This window comes from Lutispora sp. QWL-02, from assembly GCF_058315355.1.
The window spans coordinates 950926-976822 of sequence record NZ_CM177762.1; the positions used below are offsets into that span (position 1 = coordinate 950926).

At 40.0% G+C, this 25897-nt stretch carries 23 protein-coding genes; 19 read left to right on the top strand and 4 right to left on the bottom strand.

The window, feature by feature from the left end:
• Positions 1 to 10: 10 nt before the first annotated feature.
• From AC4HCY_RS04240 to AC4HCY_RS04255, 4 genes are all read right to left on the bottom strand, one after another.
• Positions 11 to 1609, bottom strand: coding sequence for a sensor histidine kinase (locus AC4HCY_RS04240; protein ID WP_491095462.1), 1599 nt, complete (start codon positions 1607 to 1609; stop codon positions 11 to 13).
• Positions 1587 to 2273, bottom strand: a complete 687-nt coding sequence (locus AC4HCY_RS04245; RefSeq protein WP_491095463.1) for a response regulator transcription factor — start codon at positions 2271 to 2273, stop codon at positions 1587 to 1589. The genes AC4HCY_RS04240 and AC4HCY_RS04245 overlap by 23 nt, the downstream gene beginning before the upstream one ends.
• A 172-nt stretch (positions 2274 to 2445) precedes the next feature.
• Entirely contained in the window at positions 2446 to 2814 is a 369-nt protein-coding gene (locus tag AC4HCY_RS04250) for a DUF2500 domain-containing protein (RefSeq protein ID WP_323431066.1), read from the bottom strand.
• A gap of 140 nt (positions 2815 to 2954) precedes the next feature.
• Positions 2955 to 4958 carry a methyl-accepting chemotaxis protein gene (locus AC4HCY_RS04255; RefSeq protein WP_491095464.1) on the bottom strand — a complete coding sequence of 668 codons (2004 nt, stop codon included), beginning with the start codon at positions 4956 to 4958 and terminating at the stop codon, positions 2955 to 2957.
• A gap of 290 nt (positions 4959 to 5248) precedes the next feature.
• On the opposite strand from AC4HCY_RS04255, the gene AC4HCY_RS04260 reads away from it, so the two are divergent.
• The 19 genes from AC4HCY_RS04260 (at position 5249) to AC4HCY_RS04350 (ending at position 25880) form a co-directional block, all read left to right on the top strand.
• Positions 5249 to 6520, top strand: a complete 1272-nt coding sequence (locus AC4HCY_RS04260; protein WP_323431064.1) for a double-cubane-cluster-containing anaerobic reductase — start codon at positions 5249 to 5251, stop codon at positions 6518 to 6520.
• A 3-nt stretch (positions 6521 to 6523) separates the two neighbouring features.
• Entirely contained in the window at positions 6524 to 6775 is a 252-nt protein-coding gene (locus AC4HCY_RS04265; RefSeq protein WP_491095465.1) for a putative Se/S carrier protein, read from the top strand.
• 26 nt (positions 6776 to 6801) lie between these two features.
• Positions 6802 to 7563, top strand: a complete 762-nt coding sequence (locus AC4HCY_RS04270; protein ID WP_323431062.1) for an acyl-CoA dehydratase activase — start codon at positions 6802 to 6804, stop codon at positions 7561 to 7563.
• Positions 7564 to 7694: 131 nt separating this feature from the next.
• Positions 7695 to 8201, top strand: a complete 507-nt coding sequence (locus tag AC4HCY_RS04275) for a gamma carbonic anhydrase family protein (RefSeq protein WP_491095466.1) — start codon at positions 7695 to 7697, stop codon at positions 8199 to 8201.
• A 157-nt stretch (positions 8202 to 8358) separates the two neighbouring features.
• Positions 8359 to 9660 (top strand): glycosyltransferase family 2 protein, encoded by a 1302-nt coding sequence (locus AC4HCY_RS04280; RefSeq protein ID WP_491095467.1) that lies wholly within the window; start codon positions 8359 to 8361, stop codon positions 9658 to 9660.
• A 430-nt stretch (positions 9661 to 10090) separates the two neighbouring features.
• Positions 10091 to 11407 (top strand): histidine--tRNA ligase, encoded by a 1317-nt coding sequence (locus tag AC4HCY_RS04285; protein ID WP_491095468.1) that lies wholly within the window; start codon positions 10091 to 10093, stop codon positions 11405 to 11407.
• A 98-nt stretch (positions 11408 to 11505) separates the two neighbouring features.
• The gene (locus AC4HCY_RS04290) at positions 11506 to 11805 is read left to right on the top strand and encodes a hypothetical protein (RefSeq protein ID WP_323431058.1); all 300 of its coding nucleotides are present in this window, start codon (positions 11506 to 11508) and stop codon (positions 11803 to 11805) included.
• A gap of 161 nt (positions 11806 to 11966) precedes the next feature.
• A complete protein-coding gene (locus AC4HCY_RS04295; RefSeq protein WP_323431057.1) occupies positions 11967 to 12710 on the top strand; it encodes an SIMPL domain-containing protein in 744 nt (247 codons plus the stop codon).
• A gap of 212 nt (positions 12711 to 12922) precedes the next feature.
• Positions 12923 to 14338 carry a sigma-54 interaction domain-containing protein gene (locus AC4HCY_RS04300; RefSeq protein ID WP_491095469.1) on the top strand — a complete coding sequence of 472 codons (1416 nt, stop codon included), beginning with the start codon at positions 12923 to 12925 and terminating at the stop codon, positions 14336 to 14338.
• A 169-nt stretch (positions 14339 to 14507) separates the two neighbouring features.
• Positions 14508 to 15410 carry a trans-4-hydroxy-L-proline dehydratase activase gene (locus AC4HCY_RS04305; protein ID WP_323431055.1) on the top strand — a complete coding sequence of 301 codons (903 nt, stop codon included), beginning with the start codon at positions 14508 to 14510 and terminating at the stop codon, positions 15408 to 15410.
• A gap of 5 nt (positions 15411 to 15415) precedes the next feature.
• The gene (gene hypD / locus AC4HCY_RS04310; protein WP_491095470.1) at positions 15416 to 17776 is read left to right on the top strand and encodes a trans-4-hydroxy-L-proline dehydratase; all 2361 of its coding nucleotides are present in this window, start codon (positions 15416 to 15418) and stop codon (positions 17774 to 17776) included.
• Between the two features lie 335 nt (positions 17777 to 18111).
• The gene (locus AC4HCY_RS04315) at positions 18112 to 19209 is read left to right on the top strand and encodes an aminopeptidase P family protein (RefSeq protein WP_323431053.1); all 1098 of its coding nucleotides are present in this window, start codon (positions 18112 to 18114) and stop codon (positions 19207 to 19209) included.
• A gap of 10 nt (positions 19210 to 19219) precedes the next feature.
• Positions 19220 to 19780 carry a helix-turn-helix domain-containing protein gene (locus tag AC4HCY_RS04320; RefSeq protein WP_323431052.1) on the top strand — a complete coding sequence of 187 codons (561 nt, stop codon included), beginning with the start codon at positions 19220 to 19222 and terminating at the stop codon, positions 19778 to 19780.
• 6 nt (positions 19781 to 19786) lie between these two features.
• The gene (locus tag AC4HCY_RS04325; protein WP_323431051.1) at positions 19787 to 20011 is read left to right on the top strand and encodes an aminopeptidase P family N-terminal domain-containing protein; all 225 of its coding nucleotides are present in this window, start codon (positions 19787 to 19789) and stop codon (positions 20009 to 20011) included.
• Between the two features lie 202 nt (positions 20012 to 20213).
• Positions 20214 to 21152: an ABC transporter permease gene (locus tag AC4HCY_RS04330; protein WP_323431050.1), complete on the top strand. Its 939-nt coding sequence runs from the start codon at positions 20214 to 20216 to the stop codon at positions 21150 to 21152.
• Between the two features lie 74 nt (positions 21153 to 21226).
• Positions 21227 to 22081: an ABC transporter permease gene (locus tag AC4HCY_RS04335; protein ID WP_323431198.1), complete on the top strand. Its 855-nt coding sequence runs from the start codon at positions 21227 to 21229 to the stop codon at positions 22079 to 22081.
• 18 nt (positions 22082 to 22099) lie between these two features.
• On the top strand, positions 22100 to 23134 hold the full coding sequence (locus AC4HCY_RS04340; RefSeq protein WP_323431049.1) for an ABC transporter ATP-binding protein: 1035 nt from the start codon (positions 22100 to 22102) through the stop codon (positions 23132 to 23134).
• Positions 23121 to 24080 carry an ABC transporter ATP-binding protein gene (locus AC4HCY_RS04345; RefSeq protein ID WP_323431048.1) on the top strand — a complete coding sequence of 320 codons (960 nt, stop codon included), beginning with the start codon at positions 23121 to 23123 and terminating at the stop codon, positions 24078 to 24080. The genes AC4HCY_RS04340 and AC4HCY_RS04345 overlap by 14 nt, the downstream gene beginning before the upstream one ends.
• A 72-nt stretch (positions 24081 to 24152) precedes the next feature.
• Entirely contained in the window at positions 24153 to 25880 is a 1728-nt protein-coding gene (locus AC4HCY_RS04350) for a peptide ABC transporter substrate-binding protein (RefSeq protein ID WP_323431047.1), read from the top strand.
• The last annotated feature ends 17 nt before the right edge of the window (positions 25881 to 25897 follow it).

Genomic DNA, 25897 nt, shown 5'->3' on the forward strand with positions numbered 1-25897 from the left:
TCCCGGTTTTTCAAGCTTTGGGAAAAGCAATGATAAGTTTGAACAAATCACCGTCAATATTGATATGCAGGCTGCCTCCCTGGAGCGCTACAAGGCTTTTGGTTATTGCAAGTCCCAAGCCTGAGCCTTCGGTGTTCCTCGATCTATCTCCCCTGGTAAAGCGCTCCGTTATCTCGGAAGCATCGAAATTCATCTCATAGGAAGATATGTTCTTGAAAATAAAGCTGATATCCTTTTCATTTTCTTCCGTATCGATATAAACACGGGTGTTAGGCATTGCATATTTGAGTATATTGCTTATCACATTGTCGAATATCCTATAGGTCCTCCTGCCGTCAAGCTCGCAGATCACTTTGTTTTCCGGCAGGCTTACTTTCATCTGCAGGCTGCTTTCACTTATCTTTTCCTCCAGCTCCCCTAGAGTTTGCCTCAAAAGGGCTACAACATCCAGCTTTTCCGGATGCATTTCAATGTTGCCGCTGCTTGCCCTGCTTGCCTCAAACAAATCATCTATCAAAACCTTCAATCTCTTGGATTTCTTATCCAGTATATCTATATATTCTTTTCTGCTCTCTTCATTTGTCTCTTCATTTTTCAGCAAATCCACATAGGTTATGATGGAGGTAAGAGGTGTTTTAAGATCGTGAGAAACATTGGAAATAAGCTCCGCCTTCATATTTTGGCTTTTCACCTCTTTCTCTACGGCTACCTTGAAGCCCTCTTTGATGTTATTCAGATTTCTGGCATAGGGGCTGAGTATCCCCATGTCCTCAGGGAGGACAGCATCAAAATTGCCTTTAGCCAGCCGGCTGCTGGCCTCGTTCAGGACCCTTGCCTTATCCACCATCTTTGCTATATAGCTGAATAATACTCCTGTATAGACCAAAGCTAAAATGATTCCAAAGGGAAAAGTGAGAGAAATAAGCCCTAAGGCTATCAGGTTGATTCCCAATAGTCCAAGCAGCTTTTTATGAGAATCATCAGTGGTATCAAACTCCAGAATTCCATTTGCAATTTTCTTAATGCTGTCTATAATATAGAAAAAGATTTTCCCCAATATGCTGTTTTTTATAAAGCCATTAACGAAGCCTTTATGATAGATGTGTTTTATATGGCATATGCTCAAGTAGATCAAATTATATAATACAAAAGTTACGGGTATTCCGATGAGGTAGAAATACCAATTTGCCTCATTAATTATTTCTACAAAGTTAAAGCCCGTGATATAATTTTGATTATATCCAATCACATTTATGCCTAAAAAGAATGGTATGAAGAATATAATCCAAGTTAATAGTTTAAACTCCAAATACATATTATTAAAAAGCTTTACAATACTTGCTTTGCTTTGAGAAGAATATGGTATAGAAAAAGCTATTATGATCAACAAAAGGATGCTTATACCTCCTATTGCAAGAATCAATACAATACAGGATTCTAATCTATCAAAGGAAGGAATACCGGCAAAACTTGGCAATATATAGTTTTTCAAGGGTTCATATATGAATACTGACATAACCGTTAAAATCAGCATCATCAAGAATATGCCTAATGTTGAGGACGTTAATAAGTTTCTTTTTATATCTTCATTTTTCAAATTTGTATCCAATACCCCACACCACCTTCAAATATTTTGGCTCCTTCGGGTTGATTTCGATTTTTTCCCGAATCCTTCGTATATGGACTGTCACCGTATCAGGGTTGTAAGCCGGTTCATTCCAGACCTTTTCATATATCTCTTCTATAGAAAATACCCGGTTTGGATTCCTCATAAGCAGATGAAGGATCTTATACTCGAGGGGAGTAATTTTCACGGCTTCACCATCTGCCAAGACTTCTTTGCTTGCATCGTTGAGCTCTATGCCTCCTATTTTTATCACATTATCCGAAACTGCCGGAGCGCTAGAATAACTGGTATATCGTCTGAGGCATGAATTGACCCTTGCCAGCAATTCCAGCGGATTAAAGGGCTTGGTGATGTAATCGTCGGCACCGATGTTGAGCCCCAGTATTTTGTCCATGTCTTCGGACTTTGCTGAGAGGAATATTACAGGCACGTTGCTGCTCTCTCTGATTTTCATCGTGGCTTGTATGCCGTCCATTACCGGCATCATGATATCCATAAGTATCAGATGTATTTCCTGCTTTTCGAATATTTCCAGTCCTTCTACGCCATTATAGGCCTTAAACACATTATAGTTCTGGTTTTTCAGGTAAACCTCTATAGCGGCCGCTATTTCTTTTTCATCTTCCACAATAAGAATATTGTACATATATGTATTCACCCCTGATTTCTCTGAGATATCTCTAATAGATATGATAACACAGACTTTCTAAGATTCTACTGCCATAATTCTTAAGAATTTATTAAATAAGTGTAAGACACGATATTAGATGGATATTTCCAGAAAAGCTTTACATAAAAAATAGCGGCTGTAAAGCCGCTTAGAATCTATCCCTTTCAAAATGGATGAGTCTGGTGCCCTGATGTGTCAGCATCCCTGTGTCTCCTTCAGCGTGCATGCTGTATATGCTGCTGCTCACAGAAAATTCCGTACGTCCTCCGCTTTCATCCTCAAAGGTCATATAATAACTTGTGTGAGCACTGGAGTTTCCGCTTCCTCCCCATACATGGGTCCTCTTGGACATAATCCTTGCCGGAATAGTAATTTCCTCCATGGAATTATTCCTGAAATGCTCTTTAACGGCACCCCCAACAGAGAATAGTATTGCACCGGTTATGATAATAAAAAACACTATCACAATTATGGGCATTGCATCGAACATAAAATTTTCAAGCGGTGAAAAAAACATAATGAGCTTCCTCCTGTAATAATGTATAAAATACTTATTCAATATTTCTATATGTAGCTGAAAAACCCTCTATAATTTATATTAAAAAATCGGATTCAAAAGAACCCGATTTCTAAAGCTTGCCTATTTTTATATATCTTCTAATAGCTGAACCTTATAATGCTCTCCTGCATTTCATTGGCCAGCTGAGCCAATGACTCACTGGCATGTGCTATCTCAGCTATGGATGCGGTCTGCTCTTCGACGGATGCAGACGCTTCCTCCGTACCTGCTGCATTTTCTTCGGATATTGCTGATAGGTTTTGGATTATACCGATGACTTCATCTTTTTTAACCTCCATCAATTGTTCCGACTGATTGACAGCAGTGATCAATAGCTCCATATCTTCAATTGAATTAGCAATTCCTTCAAATTTAGTATTGGTGAGGTCTACACTTTTGGCTTGAGATTGTACTATCATGCCGACTTCTTTCATGGTTTTGACGGCATTTCCTATTTTTTCAGATAGCTCCTCAATTATTGCGGTGATTTCTTCTGTAAACTTATTGGATTCTTCCGCCAGCTTTCTTATTTCCTGGGCTACAACTGAAAAACCCCTGCCGGCTTCTCCGGCTCTGGCTGCCTCAATGGCAGCATTGAGAGCCAGCAGATTAGTCTGCTCTGCTATGTTTTTGATCATCCCGCTGGCGCTTTTTATTTTTTCAGCACTATTATTGGTATTTGAAATTATCTGGTATATTTCTTTTGCAGCTTCATTGCTGGAGCTCGTTTTGATGACAAGGTCTTCTATGATCTCCAGGCCCTCATCCTTTAATCCCTTTATCTTATCTGCGGCAGCTTTCAAATTGCTTACATCCTGTTTGTTTCTTTCTATCAGACTGCCCAATTCTTCAATGCTGATGGCTCCGCTTTCCGTATCCTTTGCCTGGTCATTGGCACCTTTTGCTATATCCTCTATAGCTCTGGCAACCTCATCTGCAGCTGTAGAGGACTGCTGGCTGGTGGCAGTCAATTCTTCCGAAGATGAAGCAACATGCTGTGATACATCAGATATTTGCCTGATTAAATCTATAAGATTCCTCTGCATGGCAGCCAGAGAATTGCCGATAGCGCCTATTTCATCTTTTCTTCTCAAATATTTTAATGCTTTGCTTTTCTCGTCAAATTTCAGATCATAATTTGACAATCTTTCTATTATCTTTGAATATTCTGCAATGGGTTTTGATATAGAACTGCCAATGATGAAGGAAAAAGCTATGCCTAATACTATAAATATGATTGCACCGGTAAATATTGCCGTCTTTAAATTATTCAGTCTTCCAAGGACTTCGCTTTCATAGGTTCCTATAGCTAGAATCCAGCCGGTGCTTGGGATAGGCTCTACGCCCATATACCTTTTTTCCCCTAAAAACTCATAAGATGTAGTGCCTTTATTGCCAAGACCTAACTCTTTAAATGCTAATCCAACGGCTTTCATATCACCGCCGGTTTCTATATCAGACATTATATTCCTCTGCTCCATTACAAAATCCTTGTTCTTATGAGTGTATAGAGTGCCGTCTTTTCCTAGAATAAAAGCATATCCATTTACACCGAAGCCCATTTGATTCGTTATTTCATTTAATGATGAACTGTCCTTTCTCGCGATAAGAACGCCTGCAACACTATCATTCACTTTGATGGGTGCTGCCAGCATTATGACAGCTTGATTGGTGACTTTGCTTATAATCACGTCTGAAATATTTGCTTCTCCTTGAAAAGCTTCTTTGATATAGTTTCTGTCTCCGAGATCCGCCGTATCTCCGCTTGTCACATAATGGGCTATGCCGTCAGGAGTCACTATACCCATATCCAAATAGCCCAATCTTGAAACATCCTGTGCCAAAGATTCGCGCTGGATTTGCCAATCCATGGTTTGAGTTCTTGCACGATTAGCTAACTCTGTTAAAATGTTTAAATCTTTAGAAATAACTCCTTCAATAACCTTTACCCCATCTTCGGCAGACATGGACAGGGCATCTTTTGTATGCTCCGATATGACATCAGAGCTAAGCTTTATGGCAGTGTAACCTATACCTAATGATACTGCCAGCATCAGGCAGGCTGTCATCAGGGCAATTCGTCTCGATAGGCTTAATTTCACGCAATCTCCTCCATTTTTTTAGCTTTTCATTATACTTTATAGTTATAAATGGTAATTATTTTGGCAAAAAGTACAAGTATATCTATGAAATTATATATTATCCGGCATTACATGTCAATATAACAGTTTTATTGTCGAAAATTGTCTAACTCATATGGATGCTGACCTGAATTCTGCTGCTTCTATAGACATTATCAATGCAATACAAAACCGGAATAGAAATAAACAATCATGAATAAAATGCGGACATGATATCATATTAGTAAAGTAATATCATGGGGGTATAAAGAATGGCAGATTACAGAGAATTATGGGGAAGACTCGGAATGGACTTGGAAAAGCATGATGTGTTGTGCGAGGTCCTTCCACAGTTATATGGCGGAGTTTATCTAGGCCAGGAAAACAGACCCGAAGGTATGAACTACTATAATTTTGTAGTATCGGAAGTCCACGGACTGAGGATCAAAGAGCTGGACGATCATAAAAAGCAGGGCGGCAAGGTAGTAGGCACTTTTTGCGTGTTTGTTCCTGATGAACTCATCCTTGCAGCCGGTGCAGCCGGTGTCGGACTTTGTGCGGGCTCACAGTTCTGGATAGAAGATGGGGAGAAGGTCCTGCCGAGGAATATATGTCCGTTGGTAAAGGCTTTTACAGGAGCCAAGGTAGGCGGTACCTGCCCATATTTCCAATCCTGCGACATGATAGTTGGAGAAACGACCTGCGATGCAAAAAAGAAAGCCTGGGAAGTGCTTGATGATTATGTGGATACCTATGTAATGGACCTTCCCCAGATGAAGAGAGACAAAGACTACAAGAAGTGGTCGGAAGAAATATATGACCTCAAGGCAAAGTTAGAAAAGCTTACAGGCAATGAAATAACAGAGGCAAAGCTTGCCGAGGCCATTAAGCTTTGCAACAGAAAAAGACTGGCCCTGCTGAGGCTATACTCTGCCAGAAAGGCATTAAATGTGCCGATCAGCGGTAAAGACGCACTGCTCATATCTCAGATCGCTTTTTATGACAATCCTGAACGCTTTATAGAAATGACCAATAAGCTATGCGAAGAGCTGGAAGAAAGAATAAAAAATGAAGTATCCGTAAGCAAAAAAGATGACAAGAGAATATTGATAAGCGGAACTCCCATGGCTGTTCCAAACTGGAAAATACATCATATACTTGAGACCAGCGGAGCCATAGTTGTTGCTGAAGAGACCTGCACAGGTACAAGGTATTTTGAAAATCTTGTAGATGAGAGTGCCGCAACAATGGATGAAATGATCAATGCTTTGGCAGACAGATATCTCAAGATCAACTGCGCCTGCTTTACGCCGAACAAAGGAAGAGAAGATGATATCATCAGATTGGCAAAGGAATTCAAAGCAGATGGTGTAATATATAACAGCTTGCAGTTCTGCCATACCTACAATATTGAGTATGCTAACGTAGAGAAGGCCCTAAAAGCCGCCGGCATACCTGTGCTCTTTATTGAAAGCGATTACAGCAATGATGATGTGGGTCAGATTCAAACACGAGTGGAAGCCTTCCTCGAGATGATAGGGTAAATCGTGGAGCTGGATTATTATATACTGTTCAATACTCATACTGATGGCTTGCTGCTGGAAAAAAGGCTGAAGGAGAACAATATAAAATATACCATAACTCCTACTCCCAGGCAGCTCAGCAAATGCTGCGGCATAGCAATAAAATATGACCGTGAAGATGAGAAAGCCATAAAAGAAATAGTTGGCAGATACGGTATAAATATATTAGGATTTCACTCTCTCGAGAGAAAAAATACAGAGATTAGATTTATTTAGCTTTGAGTATTTCCAAGGAGAAAAACATGATAACTATAGGGATTGATATTGGGTCTGTATGCGCAAAAGCCGCTGCCTATGACGGGGAAAATATGTACATGCTGATGCGGCCTACAGGATGGAATCTGAGAGAAGCGGGAGAAGAACTGTACAGGAAGGTGCTGGACAAAAGCGGAGGGCAGGAAAGCGATGTAGCTGCAATAATCGGCACCGGTTACGGCAGGGTATCCATACCCTTTGCAACAAAGAGGGTGACCGAGATAACCTGCCATGCAAGAGGCGCCATATACCTGAACCCGCAGGCCAGGACAATAATAGATGTGGGCGGCCAGGACAGCAAGGCCATATCCATAGATGAGAAGGGCAATGTATTGGATTTCATAATGAATGACAAATGTGCCGCAGGTACGGGAAGGTTCCTTCAGGTGATGTCCCATATACTTGAGGCAGAAGTAGATGAGCTTGAGGAACTGGCGGCTCAATCGGCGCCGAGGGACATAAACAGCATGTGCGCCGTATTTGCGGAAAGCGAGGTTATAAGCCTTCTGGCGTCGGGGGCTACCAAAGCTTCCATAGCTTCCGGCATACTTCATTCCATATCCAATAAAATTGCACATATAGCCAATAGGATAAAAATAAGGGATTTAGTGCTTTTTACCGGCGGAGTTTCGAAGAATGACCAAATCAGGACTATACTTCAGAAAAAAATGAATTGCAGCATCTATTCCCATGGGGATTCCCAATATGCAGGAGCTATCGGAGCTGCATTGATCGGTTACAGGGCGTAAACGGCAATTGCCTTAAGAGGATAGTGCTTACGGTACTACCCTCTTATTTGTTATGATATAATCAAGCTGCAAGCAACAAAGCTTATGATGCTTTAATGTATGCAGAAGAAGATCACACAGGAGGATGGAAGATGATCATTGAATATCAAGGGAATGTGCCTGAAATTCACTCCAGCTGTTTCATAGCGGATAATGCCGCTGTTATTGGAAATGTAAAGCTTAAAAAGAATGCAAGCATATGGTATGGAACCGTGATACGCGGTGATGATAACTATATTTCAATAGGAGAAGACACAAACATACAGGATAACTGTACCATTCATATCAATCGCTATTGTCCTACGATAATCGGCGATGGCGTGACTGTAGGCCATGGCGCCATTATTCATGCCTGCACCATCGGAAATAATGTATTGATAGGCATGGGCTCCATAATATTGGATGGCGCTGAGATAGGGGACAATGCAATCATAGCTGCCGGCTCCGTCATACCTCCCGGCAAGAAGATACCTTCAAATGTAATGGTTATAGGCTCTCCGGGAAAAATAACAAGAGAACTTGCGGAGGAAGAGGTGTTATCGCTGAGAGCAACGGCGCAGCACTATGTAGAATTGTCAAATAAGCATAAAAAGGGATAAAAAGTCATTAGAGTGAATACTTACATGACAGAAACCGAAAAATTTCATCATATTCTCCTTTACCTCATTGCAGCATAATGATAAAATAAGCATGCGATAGACGATATTTAATAATAATTATTATTGCTAAATTATTGCAGCTATTTTAGGAGATTATATGAAAAAATACATCGCTGTAAAAATGAAGTTTTGGATTGGACATGCAGCGGCAGCTGCCTGGACTATTTTTTCAATAATTCTGTCATTGCCCTGGGTCTCAGATTTAGGCAAAATAGTTTCACTTCCTATTGCTGTAATCATAATTGCAGGGATAGGTTATCTGCCGGGCTATATTAATGCTTTTATGGTAGTCAGCTTGCTTTTGGACAGGCAGCCTCCCTTTAAGACCTCGGATCCTGATGAATCAATAACTATTATAATCGCCTGCCGCAATGAGGAGAAAAATATCGCTGATACCCTCAGGTATATCAAGGGACAGGATTATAGAGGTGAAATAAATACCATAGTCGTGGATAATAATTCAACTGACAGAACTGCTGAAAAGGCTATAGAAGCAGCGGAGGAATTGTCGCTGCCTGTACATGTTCTGCATGAGCCGAAGCCGGGCAAGAACAATGCATTGAATAATGCATTAAATAATGTAGCTACGGGTTATTTGGTAACCTTGGACGCAGATACTTTGCTTCATAAATCTGCCATAAGAAACTTAGTAGCAAGAATGAAATCTGCTCCAAAGAAAGTATGCGCTGTTGCAGGCGCTGTTCTGGCAAAAAACAGCCGGGAGAATCTTATAGCAAGGATACAAGAGTGGGATTACTTTCTTGGCATAGCCAGTATCAAAAGGCTGCAGGGGTTATATCAGGGAACTCTTGTAGCCCAAGGTGCTTTTTCTTTATACAAGACAAGGGTGATAAAGGAAGTTGGTGGCTGGCCTGATGCAATAGGAGAGGATATAGTCTTAACATGGAGCTTTCTAAAAAATAACTGTATGGTCTATTTTGAACCTCTTGCCGTGGCTTTTACAGAGGTACCTGACAGTCTGAAACATTTGTTAAGACAAAGAAGCCGTTGGGCTCGGGGAATGATAGAGGCCTTAAGTTTAGTGAAGCCATGGAAGCAGCCTATGGGGTATGTGCTATATATGACCGGCATAAATTTGATAATGCCATATCTCGATTTTATTTATACTTTTTGCTGGATACCCGGACTTATTTTAGCTTTTTTCGGAAAGTATTGGGTAGTAGGCCCCTATACTCTCTTTGTGCTTCCGCTTTGCTTGGTGCAAAATTACGTTTTATATAGCTATCAAAAAGGCGTATTTAGGTCTTTGAATTTAAGAATACGCAAAAATAAACTGGGATTTATTTTTTATGTCCTGTTTTACCAAATACTTATGAGCCCCATGTCAATGTTAGGTTATTTCCAGGAATTCTTCAAACTGGATCGGGTTTGGAAATAGAAAGTAGAATCCCCCTCCCTTATTCTTTGTTTCAAGCCATATTATATATTCTTTTCCTACTGGAGCATATATCCTTGGGCAGCTTGAAGTTTTGGGACCGCAATGGTATTATCTATTAAAAGCGATAAAGGAGAAGCGCACTATGATTTGCACTATTATTTCAAAACTGAATAATCATATCCACCATCATAGGAAGCGTGCTTGCAGCTAGGAAATAATCCGTAGGTGCAGGCACTGATTGTGCTTGTGCCTGCGATGGTGTTGATATCATAAAGAGCCGTGCAGGTATAAACTCTGCATAGCTCTTTATTTTTTTAACAGGCAAGAAAGTATAGCTTCCAAAACAGTGGAAATGTAAGGCTCAACTTTATGAACCGTAGGGTTTCCCAGTAAAAAATTGACTATGATAATCTTTAAGGAGGAATTTATAATGGAATTAAAGCTTCGCAATTTGAAGGGTACGAAAGACTATTTGCCGGAAGAGCAATATATCAGAAACAAGATTAGAAAAACATTGGAAGATACCTTTGAGAAATATGGATATCTGCCCCTAGAGACTCCTATTCTCAACTACTATGATGTAATGGCCTCCAAGTATGCAGGCGGTGCAGAGATTTTAAAAGAGGTATATAGGCTGAAGGATCAGGGAGACCGTGATATCGCTCTAAGATATGACCTGACCGTTCCCTTTGCAAAAGTAGTAGGCATGAATCCGAACCTGAGACTTCCCTTTAAAAGGTATGAAATAGGCAAGGTATTCAGAGACGGCCCGGTAAAAACAGGGAGAAACCGTGAATTCATCCAGTGCGACGTGGACATGGTGGGAGTAAAGTCGGTCATTGCAGAAGCCGAATTCATGGCCATGGCTGTGGAGGTATTTGAGAAGCTGGAGCTTGATGCCTATGTGTCATATAACAACCGCAAGCTTCTATCGGGGATCATCACCAGTGCCAATGTAAAGGAAGAAAGCATAAATGAAGTCATACTGTCTTTGGATAAGATAGAAAAGGTAGGCGAAGAGGGAGTGCGTCAGGAACTCATGGAAAAAGGCATAGAAGATGAGATCATCTCAAGCTTGCTTTCAACTTTGAAATACTCACAGGGTGACCCGCTGGAGTATTTCAGAAACAATAGCAGCAATCCCATGATTGCCGAGGGTGTAAAGGAATTGGGAGAATTGGGGGCTTATCTCGATGCTATGGGTATTGGATCCAAAGCAAGGCTCAATCCTTTTCTGGCGAGAGGTCTTGATATATATACAGGTACAGTTTATGAAATATTCCTTTGTGACGGCAGTATTACCTCCAGCATTGGAGGAGGGGGGAGATATGACCGCATCATCGGAGGCTTTTTGGATAACGGAATAGAATATCCTGCAGTAGGCATATCCTTCGGTCTTGATGTGATTTATACTGCATTGTCCATACAAAATAAAGATGGCTTCAGATCACCCGTAGAATTCTATATAATTCCCATGGGTACAGAGGTGGAGTCAATGAAGCTGGCCCAAGAGCTCAGGCGCAATGGATTCTATGTTGATATAGAAATGACCGGCAGAAAGCTGAAGAAGAGCCTTGACTATGCCAACAAAGAAAAAATTCCCTATGTCATCATAATGGGAGAAGAGGAGCTGAAGTCACAGACTGTGAAGCTGAAGGATATGATGAAGGCCGAGGAGAAGAATATTCCCCTTGGAGAGTTAATTCAGTATCTAGAAGCTAGAATAATTGGGGAAAACAGATCATAAGAGATCTAATAATGCATCTAATATTTTACTATTGGATAAACCAGAAAATGTATGCTATACTTTAAATGAGAAAAATACTACAAAGAGGAGTTGAAAAGATGACAAACGAAGAATTCCAAAAATTTGTAGTAGAAAAGCTTGGTAAAATTGAGTCCGAGGTAAAAGACGTAAAGGCTGAAGCGTTAGATCTAAAAACTGAAGTAGCAGGCATAAAAACTGAAGTAGCAGATCTCAAAAAAGAAGTAGCAGGAATAAAAAATCATACTGCTAGTCTGATGGAGTTTAGAACAGAAGTTAATGCAAAATTGGATGCCATGATAGAAGACAACAAATCAATTCATGAACTGCTTGGAGAACATGAGGTTTCTATTAGGACACTTAGGCGCAGGCCAGTATAACCGATACGTTGTGTCGGTTTTTCTTTTTAGTACTAAATATTATATATTATTTGCTGCTTAAATTGGGAACTCTATTTAAACTTTTTGTGTCTAATAATAATGACATATGGGAGCAGGATAAAGCATTTCAACATTGATAATAAAATAGGGGGTGTATCATTATGAACGGAGAAAACAAAAACAATCTGGTGTGGTCATTAATAGCAGTTATCCTGGCATTGGGGATAATCCTATCTTCAACAATCGTAACAAATGGTATCATAAAGATGAAGGCAGGAGATAAAACCATAACTGTTACCGGCTCGGCAAAGAAACAGATAAAATCGGATTTGGTCACATGGCGTGGAAGCTTTTCGGCTCAGTCGGCACAAACTGCTGATGCCTATGCCAAGCTGAAGCTGGATTTGGAAAAGGTAAAGAAGCATCTCGTAAGCAAGGGGATAGATGAGAAGGATATAATCATATCATCCATATCTACCAATCCTTATTACGTGGTATTGCCAAACGGCATGTACAGCAATGAAATCGCGAGCTACAGGCTGGAGCAGAGGGTGGAAATCACATCCAGCGATGTGGAGAAGATAACTGCAATATCCAGAGAGGCTACCGACCTGATCAATGAAGGAGTAGAATTCCAATCCTATCCGCCTGAATATTACTATACAAAGATTGCTGATTTGAAAGTCGATATGTTGGGGGAAGCCACAGCAGATGCAAAGAACAGGGCAATGCAAATCGCCGATGGCACCGGCAGCAAAATAGGCACATTGCGTTCGGCCAGGGTGGGAGTTTTTCAGATCACTCCTTTGTATTCTACCGAAGTTTCGGACTATGGTATCAATGATACTTCAACCATAGATAAAGAGATTACAGCAGTAGTAACATGCAATTTTGAGATAGAGTGATAAAGTCAGCCCGCAAAATACGATCACCTATTGATATAAGTATTTCCTATCACTCTGCAGACCAGCAGGGTGATTTTTTTGCTTAACTATTTCTCAGATGCTTTGTTTTGACCGATTAGCTTTATAATATGTTATTATATGGGTAGCATATTCCTGCAGCACATTGCTCTTAGCGCAGAGCTGACCATAACAATTCATAAGGAGGCTTAGTCATGGATCAAAGCAAGATAAAACAACTTATATTGGACAGGTTGGAGGAAGGCATAATAGTGCTGGATGCAGACCTTACCATCACTTTTTACAAAGCAGCTTCAACAGAGATAACGGGTTTTGATCCTGATGAGGCGGTGGGAGAAAATTTATTTAAAGTATTTCCCCATCTGGATAAGAACCATAGCACCTTCTATAAAGCTTTGACCACCGGAAAGCCTGTGATCGATCAGGTGCAAAACTATGTCAATTATAAAGGAAAAAGCGTTTCTATCTTGAGCACTACCATACCGGTATTTGATAATGGGGAGCTTGTAGGGGCCTTTGAAATATTTAAGGATCTCACAACTGTGAGGGAGCTGTCGGAAAAAGTTCTAATGCTCCAAAACGAGCTTTACACAAAACGTGATGGACATAAAGCACTCAACGGTACTCAATACACCATTTCCGACATCGTAGGAGAGAGTACAGTTTTACTGGAGTTGAAAAACAAAGCAAAAAAGGTGGCAAACAGCAATTCTTCGGTATTTGTATATGGGGAGACGGGTACAGGCAAGGAGCTCGTCGTTCAGGCCATGCACAATCTCAGCAGCAGGCGCAGCAAGCCTTTTATTGCACAGAACTGTGCAGCTTTGCCGGAAAACCTTCTTGAGAGCATATTATTCGGAACTGCTCAGGGAAGCTTTACGGGAGCAAAGGATAGACCGGGGCTTTTTGAACTGGCAGATGGAGGTACCCTTTTTTTGGACGAAATAAACTCTATGAATCTTGAGCTTCAATCAAAGCTTCTGCGAGTTATTCAGGATGGGGTCATAAGAAGGATCGGAGGCTCAGATACCAAAGAGGTGAATGTACGTATAATTGCCGCTTCCAACATGGAGCCTAATATGATGCTGGAGCATAATATAATCAGGCCGGATTTGTTTTACAGGCTCAATGTGATATACCTATATGTTCCTTCTCTCAGAGAACGGAAAGAGGATATACCCATACTTACAAATCATTTTATTAAGGTTTTTAATCAAAAAATGAATAAGAATATTAAAGGTGTGACCAGAGAAGTTCATGATAGGTTTCTCAATAGTGATTGGTCAGGCAACGTGAGAGAGCTGGAAAACATGATAGAGAGCGCCATGAACTTTACCGATGGAGATCATATAGATCTCACAGATTTGCAATATTACAGCATATTTGGTCAGACTCCGGTGTTTAAAGAAAAAGAAAAGCCGGAGATACCTAGAGGCGTGGGGCTGAAAAACGCTGTAGAAGAGTATGAGAAATCTGTAATCATATCCGCCATAGATGAAGCGGGCGGAAATTGCGCAAAAGCTGCCAGGATGCTTAAAATACCAAAACAGACTCTCCATGGCAAACTTAAGAGACTAGGTATTAAAAGCTGCGGTGAAGAAAGTGAATAGTACCAAAAACCGTACCAGAAATGTAAATAAAGGCACCTGTAGTACTAAAAAGCGTACTCTTGTGCCTTTTTTATATTTTTCTAAATATTAAAATAACTAAATCAGCCTATTCCCGCAAGATGCGAAGATTGGCACATTATTTGCAATAAAATATAGATGAGGTGATAGCGTGGAAGGCTGTGTATTTAACATAATGAAATATTCTATACATGACGGCCCGGGAATAAGGACAACTGTTTTCATGAAGGGCTGTCCCTTGACATGCTGGTGGTGCCATAATCCGGAGAGCCAGCAGGTTAAGCGGCAGATGGTAAGGTTTCCCGACAGATGTATTGGTTGCGGTAAATGTGCAGAGGTTTGTACTACCGGGGCCATAGCGATAGAAGATAAAAGGATGAAAGTCGATATTAAAAAATGCATCAGCTGCGGCAGCTGTGCAGAGGTTTGCTATGCCGGAGCCGTGGAGATGGCCGGCAAAGCTATGACAGCAGCAGAAGTGATAAAAGAAGTAGAGAAGGACAATATATTCTATGAGGAATCGGTCGGTGGAGTTACCTTTTCGGGCGGCGAGCCTTTTATGCAGCCTGAATTTCTTTTGGAAATGCTTAAAAGCTGCAAGAAAAAGGGCATACACACAGCGGTTGATACCTGCGGCTTTGTAAAAAAAGATATCCTCGGAGAGCATAGCGGATTCATAGATCTCTTTTTGTATGATCTGAAGATGATGGATGAGGCCAAGCATAAAAAATATACAGGGGTTTCAAATGAACTGATGCTTAATAATTTGAAAGAATTGACCAAGCTTGGAAAGAGGATTTTTATACGGATTCCTATTATTCCGGGAATCAATGATGACGATGCCAATTTGGAGGAGACAGGAAAGTTTCTGTCCGCATTAAACGGCATTGAGCAGATAAATCTTCTGCCATATCATAATATAGCAATGGAAAAGTATAAAAGGCTGGGCTCAGAATACAGCCTTGCTGATATAAAGACTCCGTCCGATGACAGAATGGATGAGATAGCTCAAAAGCTAAAAGCATTTGGATTTAAAGTAAAAATTGGGGGTTAGAGTTTATGAATGAAAGAGTCAGAGATTTAAGACAGAAAAGCCTTGACGCAGTACCCACTATGTCCATCGAAAGAGCTCAGATCGTTACAAATGCATACAAGAAATATCAAGGTAAGGTTTCTATCCCTGTTCTTCGCGCCATGGTTTTCAAAGAACTGTGCCAGGACAAGTCCATATGCATAAATGATAATGAGCTCATAGTCGGGGAGAGAGGTCCGGCGCCTAAGGCTACTCCTACTTATCCCGAGCTTTGCTGCCACACTATAGAAGACTTTGAAGTAATGGATAAAAGGGATAAGGTATTTTTTAAGGTTTCGGAAGAGTCTAAAAAGGTTCAGAGGGAAGAGATAATACCGTATTGGGAAGGCAAAGCCATGAGAGATCTTCTCCTGAACAATATGACCGAAGAGTGGAAGGAATGCTATAGTGCCGGAATTTTCACCGAGTTCATGGAGCAAAGATCTCCGGGACATACAGTAGCTGACGGAAAAATGTATCAAAAAGGGTTTTTGGATTTCAAAAAGGATATAAAAGAAGAAATTGCTAAGCTTGATTTTCTAAATGATCCTGAAGCCTTTTCGAAGCATGAAGAATTAAAAGCCATGACCATTTGCTGCGATGCAATAATAACCTTTGGCAAAAGACACGCAGATAAAGCTCTTGAGCTGGCAGCGGCAGAAAAGGATGAAAAAAGAAAAAAAGAACTGCTGCAGATCGCAGAAGTTTGTACAAATGTACCTGCCAATGCTCCGGGAAATTTCTGGGAAGCCCTTCAGATGTATTGGTTTGTTCACCTCAGCGTAATTACTGAGCTCAATACATGGGATGCTTTCTCCCCGGGCAGATTGGATCAACATCTCTATCCTTTTTACAAAAAAGGCATTGAGGAAGGCACTCTTACGGATGATAAGGCAAAAGAACTGCTTCAATTGTTCTGGATTAAGTTTAATAATCAGCCTGCTCCTCCAAAGGTTGGAGTTACATTGAAGGAAAGCGGAACCTACACCGATTTTGCAAATATAAACAACGGCGGTCTTACTATCGATGGATCAGACGGAGTAAATGATGTGACCTATATGGTTCTGGATGTCATACAGGAGATGAGGCTGCTGCAGCCAAGCTCCAACATTCAGCTCAGCAAGAAGAATCCGGATAAATTCTTGAAGAGGGCCTTGAAAATATTAGAAACCGGCTTTGGCCAGCCTTCGATCTTCAATGCGGATTCCGTAATAGAGGAAATGCTGAGAGCGGGAAAATCCATTGAGGACGCAAGATGCGGCGGCACCAGTGGCTGTGTCGAGACAGGGGCCTTCGGCAAAGAGGCTTACATCCTCACGGGATATTTCAACCTGGTAAAGGTAATGGAAATAACACTGCATAACGGCTTGGACCCAAGGACAGGCAAGAAGATCGGCATAGAGACAGGCGATCCGAGAAGCTTTGAATCCTATGATGAATTGTTTGAAGCCTTTAAAAAGCAGCTTCACCATTTCATAGAAATAAAGATCAGGGGCAACAATGTCATGGAAAAGCTCTACATCGACAATATGCCCTGCCCCTTCTTATCTATAATAACCGATGACTGCATAAAGAAGGCTAAAAATTATAATGCAGGCGGTGCCAGGTACAATACCAGATACCTGCAGGGTGTGGGCATAGGAACCATAACGGACAGCTTATCCTCTATAAAAAAGCATGTGTTTGATGACAAGAGGCTAACTATGGCTGAAATGCTGGATGTTTTAGACAAAAACTTTGAAGGCAGGGAAGAAATACGACAGCTATTCCTCAACAGAACACCAAAGTATGGCAATGATGACGACTATGCTGATGATATAATGAAGGAGGTTTTCAATGCCTATTATGATGAAGTAAACGGGAGACCAACAGTTTGCGGCGGCACCTATAGGATAGATATGCTTCCTACGACCTGCCATGTTTACTTTGGAGAGGTTACAGGAGCAACACCAGACGGAAGAAAAGCGGGCATGCCTCAATCCGAGGGCATTTCCCCGGTTCAAGGTACAGATAGGCTAGGCCCAACCGGTGTTATCAAATCTGCCGGAAAGATGGATCATTTGAGAACCGGAGGTACTCTCCTCAATCAGAAATTCTCCCCGAGTGTAGTCGGCAGCGAGGAAAGCCTGGAGAAATGGGCTCAGCTCGTCAGGGCATATTTCAGGATGGACGGCCATCACATACAGTTCAACGTTATAGATGCTAAAACTTTGAGAGATGCACAGAAGAACCCGGAGAACTATAAGGACCTGATAGTCCGTGTTGCAGGCTACAGCGATTACTTCAATGATCTGGGAGAAGCCTTGCAGAATGAAATAATAGAAAGAACGGAGCATAAGGGATTTTAAAACTGATTAACTAAGTTAAAACCCCTAAATATAGCTGTTTATGTTTGGGGAGTAATTTTAATATAGATAAACAAATCTATGTTTATCTTATTTTGCAGTAAAGAATTAATTCGCTCTATAAGATTAATATAAAGTTAGTATTTTAACTTATTTACCTGATAGTCAAACTGCCAATACTACTATTTCTTTATTGCGGGGGATAAACGGCGCTAAGCTCCATCTACTTCAAAATACTATTAAATTATAAAAATTAAGTAATACGTAAATGCTGCAGGATAAATTTAATATATATAGAATATATTTTAAGAAAACTGTATTTTAGGGAGATGATGATTGTGCTTAGTAAAACAAAATTGAATCATTTGATAGGATTATTGAAAAACTATGGGGTAGACGGATGTCTGATGGGACCCGGTCATGATGTAGAATATCTAGCCGGAATCAAGCCTTTTGCAGATGAAAGATTCAGGGGTTTTTTTCTTTTGTCTGACGGAAGATGGTTCTTCATATGTCCTGAATTATATTATGAAGAAGTGAGGGAAGCTTTAGGAGAAGAGGCTCATATCTACAAATGGTCTGATGGCGGAGGAGTCATGGGTGCCTTTGAAAGGGCGGAATTAGATTATGTACTTAGTGAAAAAGTAATAGCAGTAAATGATGGAATAAGAGCTATTGATCTCATCGATATGAGAAGCTTAATAAAGGCTGAATATGTAAACAAAGCTATAATATTTGAAGAATTAAGGCTGAGAAAAGATGATGCAGAAGCTGGATATATGACCAAAGCCGGAGAAATAGCGGACAAAGCCTTTGAAGAAATTATAAAGTTTATCAAGCCTGGTGCATCAGAAAGAGAGATCGCTAATAAGATAAAAGAATTGTTGATAGAACTAGGCGGAGAAGAGCTTTCCTTCGATCCAATAGTTGCTTCGGGTCCAAACAGCTCCAAGCCCCACTATAACGGCGACAGGAGAATAATAGAGGAGCGAGATTTGGTTGTGCTGGATTTTGGCTGCAGATATAAGGGCTATTGCTCCGATACTTCCAGAACAGTATTTGTAGGGGAACCCACAGAGGAGCAAAAGAAGGTTTATGAGATATGTCTGAGGGCCACCACTGAAGCCAAGAAAGCCGTGAGGGAAGGAATAACAGCAGAAGAAGTGGATAAAGTCGCCAGAGATATAATCACTAAAGAAGGCTATGGTCAATACTTCATAAACAGAACAGGACATGGCATTGGATTAGCAGTTCATGAAGCCCCTTATATAAAAGGCGGGAATAAGCAGATATTAAAAACAGGCATGTGCTTCAGCATTGAACCAGGCATATATATTCCCGGTAAATTCGGTATGAGAATAGAAGACATAGTGATGGTGGATGGAGATAGTGCAAGAGTATTTAACAATTCAAACAGAAATATGATTATAGTATAGGGGTGCAGGAATGAAAGAGGAAATAGGCCAGAAAATAAATCAAATAAGAAATGAAAAAAACATGACCTTAAAGGATCTAAGCGAAAAGACGGATTTATCCGTAGGCTTTTTATCTCAAGTAGAAAGAGGGCTTACCTCTATTGCCATATTGTCTCTTAAAAACATAGCAGAAGCTTTGGAGGTAGATTTGTCAGTATTCTTCAGCCCCCCTAAAAAAGGCCGCCCCATAGTTCTTAAGAGCTATGAACAGGAATACTTTCAACATGATAAGGTTTCTTTTATATATTCCAAGTTATCAGGAGAAATACCTGACAGGAATTTGGAAATGATGATGGTAACTCTTTTGCCTTGTGACGAAGAAGGATCTCCGGCTAAGGCACCACATGAAGGAGAAGAATTTATATATGTGCTGGAAGGGATTTTAACTTTATACTATAAGGATGAAGAATATGTTTTATACCCCGGTGATAGTGCTCATTACGAAGCAACAGAACCTCATACTTGGAGAAACAGAACTAATAAGCTAGTGAAGCTATTATCTGTTAATACTCCGAGAATATTTAATGAATGATAATTCTTGGGAAAGAGAATAGAAAAAATTATTGAGATACTCCAATGCAAGAATCTGGATGGCATATTCCTTCAAAAAGACGCAAATATCATATATCTTAGCGGCTTTACCAATTCAGATTCATATTTGCTATTGAATTTCAGCAGCAGGGCTATAATAACTGATTCAAGATATACAGAACAAACAGAAAAGGTTTACTATAATTATAATAATATCTTTATAATCGTATAGGGAAGACTTTGCTTTATATCACAGAAAACAAAGGATATGTATTTTTACACCCGGTGTTTTACTAATATTTAAAAATATCTAGAGATTATGGTATTTGCAAAAAATATGAAGGATATTTTTAATATATATAGAATATAATTAATAATATTATAATAGAAAACCTTTTCTATATACATAATAATAACATTGAAAGGAGAATATCATGGTTAAATTTATAATCAAGCGATCCTTTTATGGTATTTTTACAATTTTTGTAATTATCACAATTACTTTTTTTCTGATTCATGCTATACCGGGAGATCCCATGGCGCAAGGTGAAAAGCATTTGCCAAAGGAAGCATATGCTAATTTCAGGGCCAAATATCATTTAGACCAACCTATGCATATACAGTATATATACTATTTAAAAGGACTGATCACCAAGGGAGATCTCGGCGAATCTCTCATCTATACCGGAAGAACCGTCAATGACACAATCATTAATTATGCGCCTACTTCCGCTGTTATCGGTGCTCAAGCCGCAGTGATAGAAATTGTATTTGGATTGCTTCTTGGAATTGTTGCTGCATTGAAAAGAGGTAAATGGGTTGATCAGTTTGTTATGTTTCTGGTTATTCTGGGTGTTTGTGTTCCAAGCTTCGTATTCGCATCACTTCTTCAATATTTTTGTGCTGTTAAGCACAACATTCTTCCCTTGTTTGGCTGGGGAGAATTCAAACATACTATTATGCCAAGTATTGCTTTAGCATTGGGAGGAATAGCTTCATATAGTAAATATATGAGAAATAGCACCTTAAGTGTAGTCAATGAGGACTATATAGTAACTGCGAGAGCAAAGGGCGTTTCAACATTTCGTTTAATTTTCAAACATATTCTTAGAAATGCAATGATTCCTATGGTAACTTTAATAGCTCCAAATATTTTATTTATTTTCACAGGAGCTTTTGTAGTGGAAAGGATGTTTGCTGTTCCCGGCATAGGTGCTTATTTCGTCAATTCTGTTAACTTGAATGACTACTCGATGATTATGGGGCTGACAATATTTGTTGCAGTACTATATATAATATCTCTTATATTTGTTGACATCATTTATGGATTAGTAGATCCAAGAATAAGAGTTGCTAAAGGCGGGAGGGAATAGAAGTGTCAGAGGCAGGAACTAATTTACAAAATAGATTTGATATTATAGGCTGCGATGATAGTAAAGCTGAAGCTATGCTAAGACCAAGCATTACTTTCTGGCAGGATTCATGGCGTCGTTTTAAAAAGAATAAGGTGGCTGTGATAGCAGCAATACTGCTCATAGCTATAGGAATATTTACTCTTGTTGTACCTATGATTAGTCCAAATGATTTTGCAAAAATTAATACAGTTGATAAGAATCTATCTCCCAGCGCCAAGTATTGGTTTGGTACGGATGAACTGGGAAGAGACTTGTTTGTTAGGGTTGCTATAGGCGGCAGGATATCTATTATCATCGGTATTTGCTGCACGATGGTTCAAGTTTTAGTAGGAACACTATATGGAGGAATATCAGGTTACTTCGGCGGCATTGTCGATGACATTATGATGCGCATTGTTGAAATTATTGGCAGTATACCATATCTTGTCGTAGTAATATTGATTTCGCTTATAATGGGCAAAAGCGTATTTGCCTTGGTTTTTGCGATGACTGTTATTGCTTGGGATAATACGGCACGCTTAGTCAGAGGACAAGTTATGCAGCTTAAGGAAATGGAATTTATTCATGCAGAGCGCGCTTTGGGTTCCGGTCCTTCTAGAATTATTATCAAGCATATGTTGCCCAATGTTCTTGGTATTATAATTGTTCGTGCAACATTGTCTGTACCAGGGTTTATATTTACTGAAGCTTTTTTAAGCTATATTGGCTTGGGGGTTGTTCCGCCTGACACCAGCTGGGGCGCATTAGCAGCTGCAGCGCAACAAAAACTTATGTTTTATCCTTATATGCTATTTTATCCTTGCCTCTTTATTAGCTTGACTATGCTAGCCTTTACCCTTATGGGTGACGGACTGACCGATGCGTTAGATCCTAAGCTGAGGCAGTAGTGATGGGAGGGCGAGAGAATGGAAAAAATATTAGAAGTAAATAACTTGAATGTATCTTTTCAAACTTATGCTGGAGAAGTGCAAGCTGTTAGAGGAGTAAGTTTTGGCCTTAATAAGGGTGAAACCCTGGCAATTGTTGGTGAATCAGGCTGCGGCAAAACTGTTACTTCAAAATCTATTCTACGACTTTTGCCGCCTCAAGCCAAAATAAAAAAAGGTTCTGAAATACGTTACAAAGGTAATAGTGTTTTAAAAATGAAGGAAAGGGAACTAAGAGCTATTAGAGGCTCTGAAATTTCTATGATATTTCAAGATCCCATGACTTCTTTAAATCCTACTGCAAAAATAGGCGAACAAATTGCAGAAAATCTCATTATTCACAAGGGTATGAAAAAAAAGGATGCCCTTGATGAAGCCCTAAACATGTTAAAAGTCGTTAATATACCTAATGCAGAAAGCAGAATAAAGCAGTATCCTCATGAATTTTCCGGAGGAATGAGGCAGCGTGCTATGATAGCAATTGCACTTGCTTGCAATCCAAGCATTCTTATTGCTGATGAGCCTACAACAGCTCTTGATGTGACCATACAAGCACAAATCATGGATTTAATTGCGAATTTGCAGGAAGAATTCAAAACGGCGGTTATATTAGTTACTCATGATTTGGGCGTTGTTGCAGATGTAGCTCATAGGGTTCAGGTAATGTATGCCGGAACTATTGTAGAAAGAGGTACTGTGGATGAAATATTTTACTCGCCGGAGCATCCATATACTTGGGCTTTACTAAGATCTATTCCCAGGATAGGTTTGCAAAGCAAAGAGAGATTATGCTCATTGAAAGGGACGCCTCCTGATCTTATACAGCCTCCAATAGGATGCCCCTTCTCAGCAAGATGCGAATATTGTATGAGGATTTGCTTGGAAGAAATGCCTGTGGTAACCAAGTTAAGCGATACGCAAGAGGTCGCTTGTTGGCTCAAACATCAGGATGCGCCAAAGGTTAGTGCACCATCAATATTTGAGACGGGTGGTGAAGCAAATGCCACAAGATAAGCCATTAGTACAAGTAAAAAGTCTAAAAAAATATTTCACAATTGGTCGCAATTCTATTTTAAAAGCAGTAGATGATGTGAGCTTTAACATCAATAGAGGAGAGACCCTGGGATTAGTCGGGGAGTCGGGCTGTGGGAAGACAACCTGCGGCCGCACTATAATAGGCCTTTATAATGCTACCGGCGGCGATATTTACTTTGAAGACAAACATATTAATAATCTGAAGGGTAAAGACAAAAAGGAATTGAGCAAAAAAGCCCAAATCATATTTCAGGATCCGTATGCATCCTTGAATCCTAGGATGACCGTAGGAGATATCGTTGCTTCGGGCATTGATATACATAAGATGTATGTTAAACAGGAAAGGATGGACAAAATATATGAGCTCTTGCGACTAGTCGGATTGAATAAGGAGCATGCCTCTAGGTTCCCCCATGAGTTTTCCGGCGGGCAAAGGCAAAGAATAGGAATAGCAAGGGCGCTGGCTATTGAGCCACAGTTTATCGTTTGTGATGAACCTATTTCAGCCCTAGATGTTTCCATACAAGCGCAAATTGTAAACTTACTGATTGATTTGCAAAGAGATTTAGGGTTGACCTATTTATTTATTGCTCATGATCTTTCCATGGTCAGACATATATCGGATAAGGTTGGTGTAATGTATCTGGGGCAAATGGTAGAGCTTACAACTAGCAGTAATCTATATGACAATCCTCAGCATCCCTATACACAAGCGTTACTTTCATCAATACCTATAGCGGATCCCAGGTTATCACGCAATAAGAAGAGGATTAAGCTTGAAGGGGAGATACCGAGCCCAATAAATCCGAAGCCTGGCTGCCGATTTATGCAGAGGTGTCGTTATGCGAAGCCTATATGCGGCGAAATAACGCCACAGCTTCAGGAAATCCAACCGGAACATTTTGTAGCATGTCATCTGTTCTAAATACAATAAATATTATTAAGTTTAAATTTTCAGCTGCATGCTGAATAAAAATAAAATTTAGGGGGTTGCAAAATGAAGAGTAAAAGGGTATTTGCATCGTTGCTGGCACTTGTACTTATTCTTTCGTTAATTCTTACCGGATGCGGTAAAAAGGAGCCGGCTCAACCGGCAGGTGGTGACACACCGGTTGCTGCTGAAAACACTAAAGTGGTAAATGGTATTACCATGGACAAAGAACAAGTCTTATATAGACGTGGCACAGAGGTTGAGACATTTGACTCCGCAAAAACAAGCTACAATAGTACATTCCGTTGCATGGCACCAATTTTCGAAGGCTTAGCCAGAGTTCAAGGAACACCTGATGGTGATAAAATTGAACCAGGCGTAGCTGAAAAATGGGAAAGCAATGCCGATGGTACAGAATGGACATTCCATTTAAGAAACAATGCACTTTGGAGCGATGGCGTTCCAGTAAAAGCTGAGGATTTTGAATACGCCATCAAAAGATGTCTTGATCCAAAAACTGCAAGTAAGTACGCCTGGTTCCTCAACATGTTTATTTTAAATGGCGAGGAATTCAATACTGGCAAGGCTACAATTGATCAGGTTGGGGTAAAAGCTACAGATGAAAAAACACTGGTCATTAAATTAAAGAATCCTATTCCCTATTTTGAACAAATGGCCTACTTTACTTGCCTTAAACCCCAGAGAAAAGACATTATTGAGAAATACGGCGATAAATATGGTACAGAAGCTGAACAGCTTGTTTTCAATGGACCTTTCATATTAAAAGAGTGGGTACATGATAGCAAGCTAGTATATGAGAAGAATCCAAATTATTGGGATAAGGATAATGTTTATCTTGATAAAATGGTGTGGAATATGCTTGATGAATCAAGTGCAAGAATGCAAGCACTACTAACAGGCGATTACGATGTCAGTGGAGTATCTGATGCAGATTGGAAAAAGAAATTTGACGAAACAGGTTACTTTGATGTACAGAAGCTTGAAGCTCAAGGAATTGATTTCCTTCAGATTAATTTAAAAGATAAATATTTAAAGAATACCAAGATAAGACAGGCATTGTCTGCATGTATCGATAGAGAAGCTTATATAAGCGATATAGTAAAATCAGAATCCATACCTGGCTACCATTATGTTCCTCCAGTAAACAAGATTGGTGACGAAAAATACCAAAACAAAGCTGGAAATCCACAATTTGCAAAGCAACTTATTAGTCAAGTATCAGATCCTCGAGCATTATTCATAGAAGGACTAAAAGAACTTGGATTGAATCCGGATCCAGCAAAAGCTGAAATTTCCATTACTATGAGAGGCAGCGATGAGAGGACCAAGCAAGAAGCAGAATGGTATCAGCAGGTTTTCAGAGAAAAAATAGGCTTCAATCTAAAAATAGAGATGATGGAATGGAACGTAGCCTATGACAAGGTTGATAAAGGGGAATTCCAATTGTTCAATAATGGATGGAATGCTGATTATAATGATCCCAGCACCTTCTTAGACTGCTATGCTGAAGGCGGCTACTATGCTGACGGCTTTAACGATGCAGAGTATAATGAGTTGATAAAAAAAGCTCGTCTTTCCACAAACAATGATGAAAGAACACAACTGTTCAAGCGTGCAGAAGAAATCTTAATAAAGGACAAGTGTGTTATAATACCACTATATTCCGCTATTGATTTGTATTACACACGTAACTTTATTAAAGGATTAGTACAGCCGAGCCTTGGTGATCCAGATTATAAAGGTGTTTATACATTAGGGAGAGGTACAAAATAGACTAGGTATAAGGGTCA

Excerpts from the sequence above, each read along its gene's own strand:
- AC4HCY_RS04295 (WP_323431057.1), top strand. The coding sequence starts at position 11,967 with ATGAACGGAGAAAACAAAAACAATCTGGTGTGGTCATTAATAGCAGTT.
- AC4HCY_RS04345 (WP_323431048.1), top strand. The coding sequence starts at position 23,121 with ATGCCACAAGATAAGCCATTAGTACAAGTAAAAAGTCTAAAAAAATAT.
- AC4HCY_RS04340 (WP_323431049.1), top strand. The coding sequence starts at position 22,100 with ATGGAAAAAATATTAGAAGTAAATAACTTGAATGTATCTTTTCAAACT.
- AC4HCY_RS04275 (WP_491095466.1), top strand. The coding sequence starts at position 7,695 with ATGATCATTGAATATCAAGGGAATGTGCCTGAAATTCACTCCAGCTGT.
- AC4HCY_RS04270 (WP_323431062.1), top strand. The coding sequence starts at position 6,802 with ATGATAACTATAGGGATTGATATTGGGTCTGTATGCGCAAAAGCCGCT.
- AC4HCY_RS04280 (WP_491095467.1), top strand. The coding sequence starts at position 8,359 with ATGAAAAAATACATCGCTGTAAAAATGAAGTTTTGGATTGGACATGCA.
- AC4HCY_RS04290 (WP_323431058.1), top strand. The coding sequence starts at position 11,506 with ATGACAAACGAAGAATTCCAAAAATTTGTAGTAGAAAAGCTTGGTAAA.
- AC4HCY_RS04260 (WP_323431064.1), top strand. The coding sequence starts at position 5,249 with ATGGCAGATTACAGAGAATTATGGGGAAGACTCGGAATGGACTTGGAA.
- AC4HCY_RS04320 (WP_323431052.1), top strand. The coding sequence starts at position 19,220 with ATGAAAGAGGAAATAGGCCAGAAAATAAATCAAATAAGAAATGAAAAA.
- AC4HCY_RS04335 (WP_323431198.1), top strand. The coding sequence starts at position 21,227 with ATGCTAAGACCAAGCATTACTTTCTGGCAGGATTCATGGCGTCGTTTT.
- AC4HCY_RS04285 (WP_491095468.1), top strand. The coding sequence starts at position 10,091 with ATGGAATTAAAGCTTCGCAATTTGAAGGGTACGAAAGACTATTTGCCG.
- AC4HCY_RS04330 (WP_323431050.1), top strand. The coding sequence starts at position 20,214 with ATGGTTAAATTTATAATCAAGCGATCCTTTTATGGTATTTTTACAATT.
- AC4HCY_RS04245 (WP_491095463.1), bottom strand. The coding sequence starts at position 2,273 with ATGTACAATATTCTTATTGTGGAAGATGAAAAAGAAATAGCGGCCGCT.
- AC4HCY_RS04250 (WP_323431066.1), bottom strand. The coding sequence starts at position 2,814 with ATGTTTTTTTCACCGCTTGAAAATTTTATGTTCGATGCAATGCCCATA.
- AC4HCY_RS04350 (WP_323431047.1), top strand. The coding sequence starts at position 24,153 with ATGAAGAGTAAAAGGGTATTTGCATCGTTGCTGGCACTTGTACTTATT.
- AC4HCY_RS04300 (WP_491095469.1), top strand. The coding sequence starts at position 12,923 with ATGGATCAAAGCAAGATAAAACAACTTATATTGGACAGGTTGGAGGAA.
- hypD (WP_491095470.1), top strand. The coding sequence starts at position 15,416 with ATGAATGAAAGAGTCAGAGATTTAAGACAGAAAAGCCTTGACGCAGTA.